The sequence below is a fragment of the Kitasatospora sp. NPDC053308 genome (assembly GCF_055585785.1).
The window spans coordinates 81,363-97,750 of sequence record NZ_JBVJJY010000009.1; the positions used below are offsets into that span (position 1 = coordinate 81,363).

Consider the following 16,388-nt stretch of genomic DNA (forward strand, 5'->3'; position numbering starts at 1 on the left):
GTCAGTACTTGGGGCCGATGTGGGCGTCCATGAGGGCGACGGAGTCCTTGCGGGCGACGGAGATGTTGACCTGGCCGGTGGAGCGGGGGATCGAGGCCTTCCACTGGACGCCGACGGCGTCGAGGGTGGCGGTGAAGAGGCCGATGATGTCGGTCGAGGTGTTGGTGAAGAAGTACCGGGGGTACTCGTAGCGCTTCGTGACACCACCGACCGTGCGGGTCGCCCAGTTGGTGATGCGGCAGCCGTCGGAGTGGATCAGTCCGCGCAGGAACTCCCAGGGGTGGGCGTCCACGATCTCCTGCTGCCAGGGCTCCAGGGCTATGGTGCGCTCGTGCTTCTTGCCGGGGCCGTGCTGCGGGAAGTGGCAGGTCAGATGGTTCGAATAGACCTTGATGTCGTGGCATCCGGTGCGTCGAACCCGGCAAGGCTTGTTCCTGGGAAGGACTTGGCGCATGGCCTGTTCGACGGAATTCATGATGCCTGGCCACTTGTCGTCGCAGGTGATCTGGAGACTCTGGGTCCTGCGGTACTCGTTGGGCAGCAGGATGTGGCCGTCGCCGAGGTACAGGCCAAGTAGGTAGGAGTAGGCAGGGCGGTTCAGCTCGTCGCCATAACAGTGCAGGCACGCGGAGCGCTTACGGCCGGGGAGTTTGTTGCGCTTGGCGAGGTCTTGGTGCTTCCACCATGAGACCGTGCCCGTCGGGACACGAAGACGGCGGGCCACCTCGGCGTTGCTGACGCCTCGTCGGAGGAGGTGGACGGCTTGTTCGCGCACAGAAAGCGTGGTCATGTGCGCCAGAGTGAGGCGCTTCAAGCAGCGGGTGGACGCATTTAGGGGTGGTCCACCGGAAGAGGTGAACTTCCCGCTACCTGGGAATACGAGGAAAATCGTGGTGCCGAGTGTGGGATTCGAACCCACACGCCCTTTCAGGCAATCGCTTTTGAGGCGATCGTGTCTGCCCTTCCACCAACTCGGCAAGTTCGCGCCCGTGAAGGATACCCTGTGGGCACTGTCCGGCGCAGCTAGGTACCCTCGTGCATGCAGTACCCCGCCGGAACGAGGAGCCACGTGAGCACCGCCGACGAGCAGGCCCAGCCGCTTGAGACCGATACGCCCCAGATCACCCGGATCGTGATCGCCGAGGACGAGGCGCTGATCCGCCTCGATCTGAAGGAGATGCTGGAGGAGGAGGGGTACACCGTCGTCGGCGAGGCCGGGGACGGGGAGACGGCGGTGAAGCTCGTGGAGGAGCTGAGGCCGGATCTGGCGATCTTCGACGTGAAGATGCCGGTGCTGGACGGGCTGTCGGCCGCCGAACAGATCCACGAGAAGCACCTCGCCCCCGTGCTGATGCTGACCGCGTTCTCGCAGCGGGAGCTGGTGGACCGGGCGCGGGACGCGGGCGCGATGGCGTACATCGTGAAGCCGTTCTCGAAGTCGGACCTGGTGCCGGCGATCGAGATGGCGGTGTCGCGGTACACCGAGATGCGGGCGCTGGAGAAGGAGATCGGGGATCTCACGCAGCGGCTGGAGACCCGGAAGCTGGTGGACCGGGCGAAGGGTGTGCTGCAGACCAAGTTCGGGCTGAACGAGCCGGCCGCGTTCCGGTGGATCCAGAAGACGTCGATGGACCGCCGGATGACGATGGCGGCGGTGGCCGAGGCGGTCATCGAGGAGGGCGAGGCCCAGGACCGCAAGAAGGCCGAAGAGGCCAAGGGCGAGTAAGGCGAACGACGAAGGGCCCGGCGGAGGGGATCCGCCGGGCCCTTCGTCGCGTACGGTCTCAGTCCTCGCCGAGGTAGGCCTTGCGGACGGACTCGTCGTGGAGGAGGTCGGCGCCCGTCCCGGAGAGGACGATGCGGCCGGTCTCCATGACGTAGCCCCGGTCGGAGAGGGAGAGCGCCGCCTGGGCGTTCTGCTCGACGAGCAGGATCGTGGTGCCGGTCGACTTGAGTTCGACGATGGTGGCCATGATCTTCTGCATCATCAGCGGGGACAGGCCCATCGAGGGCTCGTCCAGCATGAGCAGCTTGGGTTGGGACATCAGTGCCCGGCCCATGGCGAGCATCTGCTGCTCGCCGCCCGACAGGGTGCCCGCGGCCTGCTTGCGGCGTTCGCCGAGGATGGGGAACAGCGTGTACGCGCGCTCGACGTCGGCGGTGATGCCGGCGGTGTCGGTGCGCAGGAAGGCGCCGAGGAGGAGGTTCTCCTCGATGGTCATGCGGGGGAAGATGTGCCGGCCTTCGGGGGAGTGGGCGAGGCCGAGCGAGACGATCTTGTGGGCGGGGACGGTGCTCAGGTCCTGGCCGTCGAAGGTGATCCGGCCGGAGGTGGGCTTGAGCAGGCCGGAGAGGGTGCGCAGGGTGGTGGTCTTGCCGGCGCCGTTGGTGCCGATGAGGGTGGTGACCTCGCCCTGGGCGACGGTGAAGCTGATGCCCTTGACGGCTTCGATCTTGCCGTAGGCGACGCGGAGGTCCTCGACCTCGAGGAGCGCGGTCACTTGGTGTCCTCCGGTGTTGCGGGGGCGGGGGCGGTTTCTTCGAGCGGGGCCCCGAGGTAGGCGGTGATGACGCGTTCGTCGTTCTGGACGGTTTCGCGGTCGCCTTCGACGATCTTCTGGCCCTGGACGAGCACGGCGGTGCGGTCGCAGAGGTTGAAGATGAAGCGCATGTCGTGCTCGATGACCAGGATGGAGATGCCCCGGTCGCGGATGGCGAAGACGAGTTCCTCGGCGGCGCGGGTCTCCTGGGGGTTCATGCCGGCGGTGGGCTCGTCGAGGAGCAGCAGGCCGGGGTCGGAGGCGAGGGCGCGGGCGATCTCGAGTTTGCGTTGTTCGCCGTACGGGAGGTTGCGGGCGAGGTGGTCGGCCTTCTCGGCGAGGCCGGTGAACTGCAGGAGTTCCATGGCCTTCTCGCGGCTCTCGGCTTCGGCGCGGTGGTAGCCGGGGCCGCGGAGGATGGCGGAGAAGATGCCTTCCTTGGTGCGGGTGTGGCGGCCGACGAGGACGTTCTCCAGGACGGTCATGTTGGCGAAGAGCCGGATGTTCTGGAAGGTGCGGGCGATGCCGGCCTGGGTGACGAGGTGGGGCTTGGGGGGCAGGACGACGTCGCGGTAGCGGACGGAGCCCTCGGTGGGGACGTAGAGGCCGGTGAGGCAGTTGAAGAAGGTGGTCTTGCCGGCGCCGTTGGGGCCGATGAGGCCGATGATCTCGCCTTCGCCGACGGTGAGGGAGACGTCGTTGACGGCGGTGAGTCCGCCGAAGCGCATGGTGACGCCGGTGACTTCGAGCAGGGGGGTGGCGGTGGTGGTCATCGGGTCGGTCACGCCCCTGCCTTGGTGAGTGCGGTCGGCTCGCCGGTGGGCTGGGCCGGGATGGCGGCCTCGTGGAACTCCAGCTGTTGGCGGCGGTTGGGGATGAGGCCTTCGGGGCGGACGCGCATCAGGACGATGAGGGCGATGCCGAAGGCGAGGAGCTGGTAGTCGGCGAGGAATTCGAGCTTCTTCGGGATGAGGAAGAGCAGGGTGGCGCCGGCCAGGGGTCCGCTGATGGTGCCCATGCCGCCGAGGATGACGGCGGCGAGCAGGAAGGCGGAGTTGGGCGGGAGGGCTTCGGCGAAGGTGTACTGGTCGGGGGTGACGGTGTAGCTGACGTGGGCCTGGACGGTGCCGGCGAGGCCGGCGAGGCAGGCGCCGAGGGCGAAGGCGAGGAGCTTGAGGCGGAAGCCGTTGATGCCCATGGCTTCGGCGGCGGTCTCGTCCTCGCGGATGGCGACCCAGGCGCGGCCGATGCGGGAGTTGCCGACCCGGGCGAAGACGAGCACGACCAGGGCGGTGACCAGGAGCATCAGCAGGTAGTAGTTGGAGAACCGGCCGAGTTCGATGCCGAGGACGGTGTGCGGTTTGCCGAGGTCGAAGCCGAGGATCTGCAGGTCGGGGATCCGCGGGATGCCGTTGGAGCCGTTGGTGACCTTGGGGCCGGTGGTGCCGTTGAGGTTGAGCATGGTGATGCGGAAGATCTCGCCGAAGCCGAGGGTGACGATGGCGAGGTAGTCGCCGCGCAGCCGCAGGGTGGGGGCGCCGATGAGGACGCCGAAGACCATGGAGACGGCGGCGCCGGTGAGCATCGCGGCCCAGAAGGGGAACTGGACGTGGATGGGCGAGGCGGGGGAGCCGGAGACCAGCGCGGCGGCGTAGGCGCCGACGCCGAGGAAGGCGACGTACCCGAGGTCGAGCAGGCCGGCGAGGCCGACGACGATGTTGAGGCCGAGGGCGACGGTGGCGAAGATCAGGATGTTGGTGGCGACCGAGGTGTACTGGTCGCTGCTCTGGGTGAAGGGGAAGCTGGCGGCGGCGGCGAAGGCGGCGCCGGTGGTGACCGGGCGGTGCTTGACGGTCAGCGCGCGCAGCCGGGCGATCAGGCCGGAGCGGGTGAGGGCGGCGACGGTGGGGGCGGCGAACAGCAGGTAGCAGATGAAGAGTTCGCCGTACTCGGTGTCGATGCCGAAGGTGATCGCGAAGAGGCCGAGGCCGAAGGCGAGGACGATGAGCAGGACTTCGACCCAGGAGGGCAGGGCGCGCGGTGCGGCCATGGGGCGCTCGACGGTGCCGAGGCGCAGCCAGGTGTTGGCGAGGTGGCCGAGTTGGAGGAGGAGGACGGCGCCGGTGGCGATGGCCACGCCGCCGGCGAGGGCGGTCATGACGGGGGCGACGGGCTTGTCGTCGGGGATGGCGTGGGCGCCGAGCCAGATCAGGGGGGCGGCGGGGACGAGCAGGAAGAGGCGCTTGTCGAGGATGCGCAGGGGGACGGCGGTGCGGCGGTCGAGGGGGAGGCCGAGGGCGCCGAGGACGGTGAGCAGGCCGCCGGCGGCGAGGACCCAGCCGCCGGGTTCGAGGTTGACGAGGCCGTCGAGTTCGACGGCGATGGAGGCGACGGAGTAGGCGCTGACGGCGAGGGCGCCGGTGGCGGCGTAGAGGACGGCGTTGTTGCTGCCGGAGGGGGCGGCCCAGCGCAGGCCGGGGAGGCCTTGGGCGGCGAGCAGCAGGACGAGGGTGAGGAGGCCGGCGGCGAGGGCGAGCCATTGGAGGCCGGCCGGGGAGCCGTAGTAGGTGAGGTCGCCGGGGAAGTCGGAGGTCCAGGTCCAGGACATGGCGGCCGAGGCGGCGGTGGCGAGGGCGCCGAGGCCGGTGAGGGCGGTGGCGGCGCGGGCCGGCAGGGGGATGACCGGGGTGGTCTCGGTGGTCGTGGTGGTCATGGTGGTCACGCCCTGTCCGCGACGCGCTCGCCGAGCAGGCCCTGGGGCCGGACGAGGAGCACGAGGATGAGGAGTACGAAGGCCCAGACGTCCTTCCAGGCGCCGCCTCCGAAGAGGTGCATGCCGGGCAGGTGCTGGATGTAGCCGGTGGCGAGGGCTTCGGCGAGGCCGAGGGCGAGGCCGCCGAGCATGGCGCCGTAGATGTTGCCGATGCCGCCGAGGACGGCGGCGGTGAAGGCCTTGAGGCCGAGGATGAAGCCCATGCGGAAGTCGATCTGGCCGCTGCGCAGGCCGTAGGCGACGGCGGCGACGGCGGCGAACGCGGCGCCGATGGCGAAGGCCATGACGATGATGCGGTCGGTGTCGATGCCCATGAGTTTGGCGGTGTCGGGGTCCTGGCTGGTGGCCTGCATGGCGCGGCCGGAGCGGGTGCGGGTGACGAACCAGCCGAGGGCGAGCATGCACAGCGGGGCGGCGATGATCAGGAAGAGGTCGCTGCGCTGGATGGAGACGGAGCCGAGGCTGAAGGGGTCGCCGGGGATCTTGGGGAAGACCCGGGCCTTCTTGGCGTCGGGGTAGAAGGAGAAGACGAGTTGCTGCAGGAGGATGGACAGGCCGATCGCGGTGATCAGGGGGGCGAGGCGGGGCGCGTTGCGCAGGGGGCGGTAGGCGAACCGTTCGGCGGCGACGGCGGTGAGGGTGGAGACCAGGACGCCGGCGATCAGCATCAGCGGTAGGGCCAGCCAGAGGGTGGTGCCGCCGGGGAGGGCGAGGTAGGCGGTCAGGGCGCCGAAGCCGCCGACCATGACGATCTCGCCGTGGGCGAAGTTGATGAGCTGGACGATGCCGTAGACCATCGTGTAGCCGATCGCGACGAGCCCGTAGAGGGCGCCGAGGATCAGGCCGTTGGCCAGCTGCTGCGGTAGGTCGTGCACCGCTGGGCCTCCGTAGTGCGTTCGGGGGTGTCCGCGTGGGTGGTGGATGTGGGGGCGCGCGGGGGCACTCGTGGCGCCCCCGCGCGCTGTGGTGGTTCCGGTGGACTTGTGCTGACGGAGGGTCAGCCCTTGAAGGTGCCCGACTTCTCGACGGCCCACTTGCCGTCCTTGACGGCGTAGACGGTGAGCTGCTTGTTGGTGGTGTCGCCGAACTCGTCGAAGGAGACCTTGCCGGTGACGCCGTCGAAGGTGACCTTCTGGACGGCGTCGCGGACGGCGGCGCGGTTCGGGACCTTGCCGTTGTTGTCCTTCACGGCCTGCTTGACGCCCTGGATGATGGCCCAGGCGCTGTCGTAGGAGTAGCCGCCGTAGGTCTCGTAGGCGTCCTTGTAGCCGGCGGCCTTGTAGTCGGCGATGTACTTCTTGGCGGTGTCGAGGGTTTCGACGGGCAGGCCGACGGCGGTGGCGTAGTCGCCCTGGCTCTTGGGGTTGAGCTTGATGTAGTCGCCGCTCTGCATGCCGTCGCCGCCCATCAGGGGGATGGCGACGCCGGCGTCCTTGAGCTGGAGGGAGAGCGGGCCGGCGGCGGGGTACTCGCCGCCGTAGTAGACGGCTTCGGCGCCGGAGCTCTTGACCTTGGTGACGATGGCGGCGAAGTCGCGGTCGTCGGGGTTGACGTGCTCCTCGCCGACGATGGTGCCGCCCTGCTTGGTGAACTCGCCCTTGAAGGTGGCGGCGAGGCCGGCGCCGTAGGTCTTCTGGTCGTCGATGAGGAAGACCTTGGTCTTCTTGGCGTCGTTGTAGAGGAACTGGGCGGCGAAGGGGCCCTGGATGGCGTCGGTGGTGGCGGTGCGGAAGTAGGACTTGAAGGGGCGCTTCTTCTCGCCGCTGGCCCACTTCTCGCCCTGGCTGAGGGCGACGCCGGTGTTGGCGGGGGAGATCTCGGTCAGGTTGGCGTCGTCGAAGATCTGCTGCATCGACTGCGCGACGCTGGAGTTGAGGGGGCCGACCACGCCGAGGACCTTGGGGTCGCCGACCAGCTGGGTGGCGTTCTGCTGGCCGGGTGCGGGCTTGCCGGTGTCGTCGAGGGCCTTGATCTCGAACTTGACGCCGGGGACCTCGTTGGTCTCGTTGGCCTTTTTGACGGCGAGGTCGACGGAGTTGCGGATGCCGAGGCCGAGGGCGGAGAGGTCGCCGGTGAGCGGGGCGTCGACGCCGATGACGACGGTGGTGGAGCCGCTGTTGTCCTTGCCGCCGGCGTTGTCGCCGGTCTTCGCACCGCGGGAGCCGCAGGCGCTGAGGCTGAGGGCGCCGATCACGGCAATGCTCACGACAATGGCAGAACGATGACGCACGAGGGTCCCCTTCGGTTCAGGAGGCGCCCGCGCCGGAGTGGCGGGAGCCGGAGTGCGCGGAGGGCCGGGCCCTACGGTTGGCGCGGTGACTGGCCGTGACTCTAGATGTCGGGGGGCGGCTCGGGCAGTGCTGCGGGCATGCTGTGATTCTCTTGTTATGAGCACACGGAGCAGTTGTCTCAGCATGTGGTCGTTTCGGCTCGATCGATCCGCCGCGCTCGGGTGTTTACCCGCTGGTAGAAGGATGTAAGGCGCAGAAATGCGGGTTGCAGCTGGCGTTGTCGATAATCGGACAGTCGAGTCCGATTCCCGGGTTTCGGCCGCGCATGTCCGTATTGCGGACGATCCGGGCGCGGCGACGTGAACCCGGGGTGTCGAAGGGCCCCGGAAGTAGCGGGTGCGTGGATTTCCTACCTGTTACGCAGCGTTACAGGTGTGGGGTGTCATCGGCCGCGCCCGGGCATGCGAACGCCCCCTGTTCGACCAACGCCTGCCCAGAGCGGTCGGTGGTCAAACAAGGGGACGGACAAGGGATTTGATCCGGCGTTCGGTGAACTCGCCGCAGGTGTCGGGCCGTTAGGGCGGTCCGGGGGTCCTGCCGGACCGGCCCGCCGCCGGGCCGGGGGCGCCGCGGCCCGGCCCAGCACGGCCCGGCCCAGCACGGCCCGGCCCAGCCCGGCCTAGAGGTCCCGCAGCATGCAGGTCAGCCGGCAGCTGGTGATCCGCCGGCCGGTGTCGTCGGTGATCGCGATCTCGTAGGTGGCGGCGGTGCGGCCCTTGAACACGGCCGTCGCCACCCCGGTGACCAGTCCGGAGGTCGCCGAGCGGTGGTGGGTCGCGTTGAGGTCCACGCCGACCGCGTACCGGCCGGGGCCGGCGTGCAGCATCGCGCCGATCGAGCCCAGCGTCTCGGCCAACGCCGCGGACGCGCCGCCGTGCAGCAGGCCGTACGGCTGCTGGTTGCCCTCCACCGGCATGGTGCCGACCACGCGGTCGCCGGAGGCCTCGACGATCCGGATGCCGAGCTTCTCGCCGAGGTGGCCGCCGGAGAAGGTCTCGGGGGTGACGCCGAGCTTGGCGAAGTGGTCCAGCACCTCCTGCGGGACGTCGAGGACGGGGGCGGTGTCGGGGACCGCATCGGTCATGGGGGGCTCCTGCCGCTCGGGGATGTGCCGCCTGCGATCGTACGACCGTCCTACTCGGAGGTAGCAGCGGCCGCCGGACCGGCGCGGCGCCCCTTTTGTCGGTGCCGGGCCATAGGATCGGTGGCCGGAAGTGGAATCGGCAGGAACGGACGTTGACGTGGCTACGCAGAGTACGGACAAGGGCGCGACGGGTGGCGGCGGAGCCGGTGCGCGGCCCCGGCTGATGCTGCTCGACGGGCACTCGATGGCCTACCGGGCCTTCTACGCCCTGCCCGTGGAGAACTTCAACACCTCCACCGGGCAGCCCACCAACGCGGTCTACGGCTTCGCGTCGATGCTCGCCAACACCGTCCGCGACGAGCAGCCCACCCACCTCGCCGTCGCCTTCGACCTCTCCCGGCAGACCTTCCGCTCCGTCGAGTTCCCCGACTACAAGGCCAACCGGGCCAAGACGCCGGACGAGTTCAGGAGCCAGGTCGGCCTGATCGGCGAACTGCTCGACGCCATGAACATCCCCCGGCTGACGGTCGAGGGCTTCGAGGCCGACGACATCATCGCCACCCTGGCCACCGCCGCCGAGGCGGCCGGCTACGACGTCGACATCGTCACCGGGGACCGCGACTCGCTGCAGCTGGTCACCGACCACGTCACCGTCCTCTACCCGACCAAGGGCGTCTCCGAGCTCACCCGCTTCACCCCGGAGAAGGTCACCGAGAAGTACGGCGTCACCCCGCGCCAGTACCCGGACCTCGCCGCGCTGCGCGGGGACCCGTCCGACAACCTGCCCGGCATCCCCGGCGTCGGCGAGAAGACGGCCGCCAAGTGGGTCAACCAGTTCGGCTCCTTCGACGAACTGGTCTCCCGCGCCGACGAGGTGAAGGGCAAGATCGGCGAGAAGCTGCGCGACCACCTCGACTCGGTCAAGCGCAACCGGGTGCTGACCGAGCTGGTCCGCGACGTCGAACTCCCGCTCGGCGTGGCCGACCTGGCCCGCACCCCGTTCGACAAGGCCGCCGTCGGCACCCTGATGGAGTCGCTGGAGTTCCGCAACGCCAACTTCCGCGACCGGGTCTTCGGCATCGACCCGGCCGCCGGCGAGGAGGAGGCCGCCGAACTCGCCCCCGGCGTCGAGGTGGACGGCGAACTGCTCACCGATCCCGGCACACTGGCCGCCTGGCTGCGCGAGCACGCCTCCGACGGCAAGGCCACCGTCGCGCTGGCCGCCGTCTACCAGTGGGCGCTCGGCGCCGGCGAGGTCACCGAAGTGGCCCTGGCCGCGGGCCAGTCGGCCGCCTGGTTCGACCCGGCGCTGCTCGCCGAGGAGGACGAGCGGGCCTTCGCCGACTGGCTCGCCGACCCGGCCGCCCCCAAGGCCCTGCACATCGCCAAGCAGGTCATGCGCGCCTTCGCCGAGCGCGGCTGGACCATCGAGGGCGTCGTCGCCGACACCGCGCTCGCCGCCTACCTGGACAAGCCCGGCCGCCGCACCTTCACCCTGGAGGTGCTCGCCGAGGAGTACCTGGCCCGCTCGCTCGCCCCGGCCCCCGCCGCCGAGAGCGGCCAACTCGCCTTCGACGCGCCGGAGGAGGACCCGACGGCGCACGCCCAGGCGCTGATGCTCCAGGCCCGCGCCGTGCTCGACCTCGCCGCGCACTTCGACACCCGGCTCGCCGAGGTCGGCGCCACCGAGCTGCTGCGCGACATGGAGCTGCCCATCGCCGCCCTGCTCGCCCGCATGGAGCGCTACGGCATCGCCGCCGACCGCCCCTGGCTCACCACGCTGGAGACGCGCTTCGCCGCCGAGATCCAGCGCTGCGTCGAGGAGGCGCACGCCGCCGCCGGGCACGAGTTCAACCTCGGCTCGCCCAAGCAGCTCCAAGAGATCCTCTTCGGCGAGCTCGCCCTCCCCAAGACCAAGAAGATCAAGACCGGCTACACCACCGACGCCGACGCGCTGACCTGGCTGGCCACCCAGACCGACAACGAGCTGCCGGTCATCCTGCTGCGCCACCGCGACCAGGCCAAGCTGCGCACCACCGTCGAGGGCCTGCTCAAGACCGTCTCGCCGCAGGGCCGGATCCACACCACCTTCAACCAGATGGTCGCCGCCACCGGCCGGCTCTCCTCGCAGGACCCGAACCTGCAGAACATCCCGGTCCGCACCGAGGAGGGCCGCGCCATCCGCCGCGCCTTCGTCGTCGGCGCGGGCTACGAGTCGCTGCTCACCGCCGACTACTCGCAGATCGAACTGCGGATCATGGCGCACCTCTCCGAGGACGAGGCGCTGATCGAGGCCTTCGCCTCCGGCGAGGACCTGCACACCACCGTCGCCTCCCAGGTCTTCGAGGTCCCGGGCGCCGCGGTGGACGCCGAGATGCGCCGCAAGATCAAGGCGATGTCCTACGGCCTGGCGTACGGGCTGTCCGCGTACGGGCTCTCCCAGCAGCTCGGCATCAAGCCGGCCGAGGCGCAGGGCCTGATGGACACCTACTTCGAGCGCTTCGGCGGCGTGCGGGACTACCTGCGCCGGGTCGTCGACGAGGCCCGCGCGACGGGGTACACCGAGACCCTGCTCGGCCGCCGCCGCTACCTGCCGGACCTCAACAGCGACAACCGCCAGCGCCGCGAGATGGCCGAGCGGATGGCCCTCAACGCCCCGATCCAGGGCTCGGCCGCCGACATCGTCAAGATCGCCATGCTCCGGGTGGACGAGGCGCTGCGCGCGGCCGGCCTCACCTCGCGGATGCTGCTCCAGGTCCACGACGAAATCGTCCTGGAGCTGGCCCCCGGCGAGCGCGAGCGGGTCGAGGCGCTCGTCCGCGAGCAGATGGCGGGCGCCTACCCGCTGCGGGCCCCGCTGGACGTCTCGGTCGGCGTCGGCGCGAACTGGGAGGCCGCCGCGCACTGACGCGGTGACGGCGGAGGGGCCCCGGGCACCTCGGTGTCCGGGGCCCCTCCGCGCCCCCGCCGATGGCCGCGGAGTCACCGCAATGACCGCCCGTCATCGGTGAGTCGGCCCTGCGGGGGCGCCGGGTCGGGGGCGGGAAGCTGATGACGGCGTTCGGTTCGTGCACGTGTCGCGGGGGAGGGGGGCGGTGCGGGATCGACCCGACGGCGACCGCGCGGACGTGACAGCGTGGACGTGACAGCGCGGATGCGGACGTGACAGCACGGATGTGACAGCGCGGATGCGGACGTGACAGCGTGGACGTGACAGCGCGGATGCGGACGTGACAGCGCGGACGGCCGGATGAACGGAAGAATAGGCCCCTTCGTGGCGTCAGTTCCGTACTACCGTTGGCACAATGACGACGAGATCCACTTCGGCCGGCCGGCCGGTGTCCCTGGCCGAGGCGCCGGTGCGCCAGGCCCGCAACTCCGCCGCCTTCTGGGCGGCGACCGGCCGTAGCCGGGGGCACGAGGTGATCCGGCGCCGCGGGTTCCTCGCGGTCGACGGCGACGAGCGGGCGGGCCTGCGGATCCTGATCCAGGAGCCGGACCTCGACCCGGGCGACCTGGCCGAGTTGAGCGGGCTGGTTCGCCGGGCCGTGGGCCCGGCGAACGTCGAGGACCCGTTCAGCGCCGCCGACCTGAGCCACCTGGGCCTGCGCAGCTGGCAGATGCCGGTCATGCTGCGCCTGCCCGGGCCCGTCGGTGAACCCGCGCTGGAGGTGATCCGGGCACGGCGGCCCGAGGACCTCCAGGCGGCCGAGCAGGTCGTGATCGAGGGCTTCGAGCTGGACACCTTCGCGCCCCACCGTCCCGGCGAGCTGTTCCCGGCGGCGCTGGTCGAACAGCCGGGCGTGGACGTCTTCGTCGCCTCCGTCGACGGCGTGGCCGCGGGAGCCTGCGTCAGCGTGGTGGCCGACGGCGTCGGCAGCCACTACTGGGTGGCCACCTCGTCGGCGTTCCGGTCGCGCGGCGTGGGCCGGGCCGTCATGCTCGGCGCCCTCGCCCACCTGGCAGAGCTGCCGGCCACCCTCACCGCCTCCAAGCTGGGCAGGCCGCTCTACGAGTCGCTGGGCTACACGGTCGCCGCCCCCTCCACCTGGTGGGCCTCACCCTCCGGGCCGGCGTAGCGGCGGAGCCGGCCGGCGCCTGGTCGACGCTCGGATGCCCTGCTACTTCCTGGCGTTGGTGCGGCGGGTGGGCTGGGCCGTGGTGGGGTCCTCGGGCCAGGGGTGGCGGGGGTAGCGGCCCCTGAGGTCGGCGCGGACGGCGTGGTAGCCGGTGCGCCAGAAGCTCTCCAGGTCGCCGGTGACGGCGGCGGGGCGGCCGGCCGGGGAGAGCAGGTGGACGGTGAGGGGGATGCGGCCCCCGGCCAGGGCGGGAGCCGCCGTCCAGCCGAAGAGCTCCTGCAACTTGACGGCCAGGACCGGGCGTTCGGCGGTGTAGTCGACTCGGATCTTCGAGCCGGACGGCACGGTGATGCGCTCCGGGGCGAGTTCGTCGAGGCGGCCGGCCTCGCCGCTCGCCCAGGGGAGGAGGCGCTGGAGGGCCGCCGTGGTGTCGATGCGCGCCAGGTCGGCGCGGCGGCGGGCGCGGGAGAGTTCGGGTTCCAGCCACTCGTCGGCGCGCTCCAGCAGCGCTTCGTCGCTCACGTCGGGCCAGGGGGCGCCGATCGCGGTGTGGAGGAAGGCGAGGCGTTCGCGCAGGCCGGGAGAGGGCCAGGTCAGGAGGGTGCTGACGCCCTCACGGGCGAGGCCGTCGAGGAGGGCCGCCCGGACGAGGGCGGGGTCGGGGCGGTCGAGGGGCTTCTCGGCGAGTTCGACGGCGCCGAGGGACTGCACCCGGCGGGAGACGACGTCACCGCGCCGGGCGTTCCAGCGGACCTCCTCACGGCCGGTCAGCAGTGCCGCGCCGGCGAGCAGGGCGGTGGACTCGTCCAGCGCCGCGGCGTGCAGGACGCGGGCGGAGGGGGAGCCGGCCGGGCGGTCGGCCACGGCGACGGCGAGCCAGGGCCGCGTGCCGAGCCGGGTGTCGGGGGCGAGTCCGGCCGCTGTGCCGGAGGCCATCAGGTACGGGCTGCGCTCCCCGGGGGCGGGCCGCTCCACCCGGGCGCGGGCGATGCGTTCGGGGAAGGCGAGGGCGACGACGAGGCCGGCGGCGGTGGAGTCGGGGAGGTCGGTGGCGGGTTCGTCGGAGGTGGCGCGGAGCAGGCGGCGGACCTCCTCGCGCCAGCGCGAGGCGTAGGGGTCGCCGGAGGAGCGGACCAGCCGCCAGATCGCGCCGAGGTCGTCGCCCAGCGCCCGCGGCGGTTCCTCGGAGAGCAGCGCGACCAGCTCGGCCGCGCGACGGGCACCGACGGCGGGCGCGCCGTCGACCAGGGCACGGGCGAGCCGGGGGTGCAGCCCGGTGCGGGCGAGGCGGACGCCGCGCGGGGTGGCCCGGCCGTCGGCGTCCACCGCGCCGAGGGCCTGGAGGGTCTGCCGGGCGGCGGCCATCGCCCCCGCCGGGGGCCGGTCGGGCAGGGCGAGGCCGGTGGCGTCCGGGTCGCCCCAGCAGGCGGCCTGGAGGGCGAACGGGGTGAGGTCGGCGAGGGCGATCTCGGGGGTGGGGAAGCGGGCGGCGCGGGCGTCCTCGGCCTCGTTCCAGCAGCGGTAGACGGTGCCGGGGGCCTCGCGCCCGGCCCGTCCGGCGCGCTGGCGGGCGGCGGCCAGCGAGGCGCGGACGGTGACCAGTCCGGCCAGTCCGCGGGCGTGGTCGGTCCGGGGTTCGCGGGCGAGCCCGGCGTCGACCACGACGTGCACGCCGGGCACGGTGAGCGAGGACTCGGCGACGGCGGTGGCGAGGACCACCCGGCGCCGCGCCGAGGGGGTGAGTGCGGCGTCCTGCACGGCCTGCGGGGCGCGGCCGTGCAGCTGCAGGACCTCGGCGCCGACGGAGCCCAACTGCCCTGCCACCCGGGCGATCTCGCCGACGCCGGGGAGGAAGCAGAGCACGTCGCCCGCCCGCTCGTCCAGGGCCCGCCGCACGGTCGCGGCGACGTGGTCGAGCAGGGCCGGGTCGACCCGGGTGCCGTGCGCGGGGCGGACGGCTCGCGGCGGTGGCGCCCACACCACGTCCACCGGGTGGGAGACCCCGTGCGCCGCCACCACCGGGGCGCCGTCGAGGAGTTCGGCCCAGGCCTCGGTGTCGGAGGTGGCCGAGGCGCAGACCAGCCGCAGTTCGGGCCGCAGCGCGGCGCGGACGTCCAGCAGGAAGGCGAGCGCGGTGTCGGCGTCCAGGTGCCGCTCGTGGCACTCGTCCAGCACGACGACGTCCACCCCGGGCAGCTCCTGGTCGCGCTGCAGCCGCTGCAGCAGCACGCCGGTGGTGACCACTTCGACCACCGTGTCCGGCCCGGCCCGGCGCTCGCCGCGCACCGTGTACCCGACCTCGCGGCCCACGGAGGAGCCGAGCAGCCAGGCCATCCGCCGCGCGGCGGCCCGGACGGCGAGTCGGCGCGGTTCGGCGACCAGCACCCGGCGCACCGGACGGCCGGGGTCGAGCAGCCCGGCCAGGTCGAGCGGGACGAGCGTGGTCTTGCCGGTGCCGGGCGGGGCGGCGAGGACGGCGGTGCCGGGCCCGTCCAGCGCGTCGTGCAGCGCGGGCAGGGCGGTGCGGACGGGCAGGTCGCGCCAGGCCGGGTTCATGGAACGGCTCAGCCCCGCTCGGTGACGAAGATCGCCGTGCCGGGGATCAGCCGCCCGCGCAGCGGGGACCAGCCGCCCCACTCCTGCTCCAGGGCGGCGGGCCACTCGGGCTCGACCAGGTTCACCAGCCGGAAGCCCGCGGCGACGAGTTCGCGGACCCGGTCGCCGAGGGTGCGGTGGTGCTCGACGTAGGTGGCGCGGCCCTGTTCGTCCTGCTCGACGTACGGGGTGCGGTCGAAGTAGGAGGACACCGCGGTGAGGCCCTCGACGCCGGGCTCGTCGGGGAAGGCCCAGCGGATCGGGTGGGTCACCGAGAACACCCAGCGCCCGCCGGGCCGCAGCACCCGGTGCACCTCGCGCATCAGCGCCTCGGTGTCGGCGCTGAACGGGACGGCGCCGTAGGCGGAGCAGGCGAGGTCGAAGGAGCCGTCGGCGAAGGGCAGCACGGCGGCGTCGGCCTGGACCACCGGGACGGGCGCGGTACCGCGGCCGAGGTCGATCCGGCGGGAGTGCTGCAGCTGGCGGTGGGAGATGTCCAGGGCGACGGGCCGGGCGCCGCGGCCGGCCAGCCAGCGCGAGCACTGGGCGGCGCCGGCGCCGAGCTCCAGGACGTCCTTGCCGGCGACCTCGCCGAGCAGGCGGGCGTCGGCCTCGTCGAGGCCCTCGGGGCACCAGGTGAAGCGGTCGTCGCCGAGGAACTCGCCGTGCTCGTCCTGGTATTCGTCGGCGTTGCGGTCCCACCAGTGCCGGCTGGCCCGGCTGCTCTCCCCGGCCCCGGCCGCGCGCCGCACGGCGTCGTCGCCGTCCTCCTCCTCGACCCGCGCCGGGGAGGTGTCAAGATCGTGCAGGGAGGGGTGGGGGGTGGTGGCCACGGTGACAATGCCCATCGCGTAGGGTATGGAATGCGGAAGCGCCGCTGCCGCGAACCGGGCCCGTCAGGGGCCGGGTCCTGGTGGTGGCATCCGGGGAAGGGCTCCTTCGGGCGCCACCGAGAGGTGCGCAATCGGAGGATATGGCCTGATCCGTACCGGGCTCCACCGTCTTGCCTCTTCTGGCGTTGACCGT

General features: G+C 71.9%; 12 protein-coding genes and 1 tRNA gene. 3 read left to right on the plus strand and 10 right to left on the minus strand.

All coding sequences use genetic code 11. The features are described 5' to 3' along the window. Window position 1: 1 nt before the first annotated feature. On the minus strand, window positions 2–790 hold the full coding sequence (locus ACZ6Y7_RS21260; RefSeq protein ID WP_465759464.1) for a helix-turn-helix domain-containing protein: 789 nt from the start codon (window positions 788–790) through the stop codon (window positions 2–4). A 101-nt stretch (window positions 791–891) separates the two neighbouring features. Continuing rightward, window positions 892–977: transfer RNA gene (locus tag ACZ6Y7_RS21265), tRNA-Leu, on the minus strand. Between the two features lie 92 nt (window positions 978–1,069). On the opposite strand from ACZ6Y7_RS21265, the gene ACZ6Y7_RS21270 reads away from it, so the two are divergent. Beyond that, a complete protein-coding gene (locus ACZ6Y7_RS21270) occupies window positions 1,070–1,726 on the plus strand; it encodes an ANTAR domain-containing response regulator (RefSeq protein ID WP_465759465.1) in 657 nt (218 codons plus the stop codon). Between the two features lie 58 nt (window positions 1,727–1,784). Here ACZ6Y7_RS21270 and ACZ6Y7_RS21275 read toward each other — a convergent pair whose 3' ends face one another. The 6 genes from ACZ6Y7_RS21275 to ACZ6Y7_RS21300 all read right to left on the minus strand — a co-directional run bounded on the left by ACZ6Y7_RS21275 (window position 1,785) and on the right by ACZ6Y7_RS21300 (window position 8,688). Beyond that, window positions 1,785–2,501, minus strand: a complete 717-nt coding sequence (locus tag ACZ6Y7_RS21275; protein WP_465759466.1) for an ABC transporter ATP-binding protein — start codon at window positions 2,499–2,501, stop codon at window positions 1,785–1,787. Then, entirely contained in the window at window positions 2,498–3,313 is an 816-nt protein-coding gene (locus tag ACZ6Y7_RS21280) for an ABC transporter ATP-binding protein (protein ID WP_402224886.1), read from the minus strand. The genes ACZ6Y7_RS21275 and ACZ6Y7_RS21280 overlap by 4 nt, the downstream gene beginning before the upstream one ends. A gap of 8 nt (window positions 3,314–3,321) precedes the next feature. Continuing rightward, window positions 3,322–5,253, minus strand: coding sequence for a branched-chain amino acid ABC transporter permease (locus ACZ6Y7_RS21285; protein ID WP_465759673.1), 1,932 nt, complete (start codon window positions 5,251–5,253; stop codon window positions 3,322–3,324). A gap of 5 nt (window positions 5,254–5,258) precedes the next feature. Further along, a complete protein-coding gene (locus tag ACZ6Y7_RS21290; protein ID WP_402224804.1) occupies window positions 5,259–6,188 on the minus strand; it encodes a branched-chain amino acid ABC transporter permease in 930 nt (309 codons plus the stop codon). A gap of 122 nt (window positions 6,189–6,310) precedes the next feature. Then, entirely contained in the window at window positions 6,311–7,543 is a 1,233-nt protein-coding gene (locus ACZ6Y7_RS21295; protein WP_465759467.1) for a branched-chain amino acid ABC transporter substrate-binding protein, read from the minus strand. Window positions 7,544–8,223: 680 nt separating this feature from the next. After that, complete coding sequence (locus ACZ6Y7_RS21300) at window positions 8,224–8,688, minus strand: PaaI family thioesterase (RefSeq protein WP_402224810.1); 465 nt, start codon at window positions 8,686–8,688, stop codon at window positions 8,224–8,226. A 223-nt stretch (window positions 8,689–8,911) separates the two neighbouring features. Here ACZ6Y7_RS21300 and polA point away from each other — a divergent pair, with 223 nt between their 5' ends. Together polA and ACZ6Y7_RS21310 are read left to right on the plus strand one after the other, a co-directional pair. After that, the gene (polA, locus tag ACZ6Y7_RS21305) at window positions 8,912–11,596 is read left to right on the plus strand and encodes a DNA polymerase I (protein ID WP_465759674.1); all 2,685 of its coding nucleotides are present in this window, start codon (window positions 8,912–8,914) and stop codon (window positions 11,594–11,596) included. Window positions 11,597–11,993: 397 nt separating this feature from the next. Beyond that, on the plus strand, window positions 11,994–12,767 hold the full coding sequence (locus ACZ6Y7_RS21310) for a GNAT family N-acetyltransferase (protein ID WP_465759468.1): 774 nt from the start codon (window positions 11,994–11,996) through the stop codon (window positions 12,765–12,767). Between the two features lie 42 nt (window positions 12,768–12,809). Here ACZ6Y7_RS21310 and hrpB read toward each other — a convergent pair whose 3' ends face one another. After that, window positions 12,810–15,323: an ATP-dependent helicase HrpB gene (gene hrpB, locus ACZ6Y7_RS21315; RefSeq protein ID WP_465759469.1), complete on the minus strand. Its 2,514-nt coding sequence runs from the start codon at window positions 15,321–15,323 to the stop codon at window positions 12,810–12,812. An 8-nt stretch (window positions 15,324–15,331) separates the two neighbouring features. After that, window positions 15,332–16,210 (minus strand): class I SAM-dependent methyltransferase, encoded by an 879-nt coding sequence (locus tag ACZ6Y7_RS21320; RefSeq protein ID WP_465759470.1) that lies wholly within the window; start codon window positions 16,208–16,210, stop codon window positions 15,332–15,334. Between the last annotated feature and the right edge of the window lie 178 nt (window positions 16,211–16,388).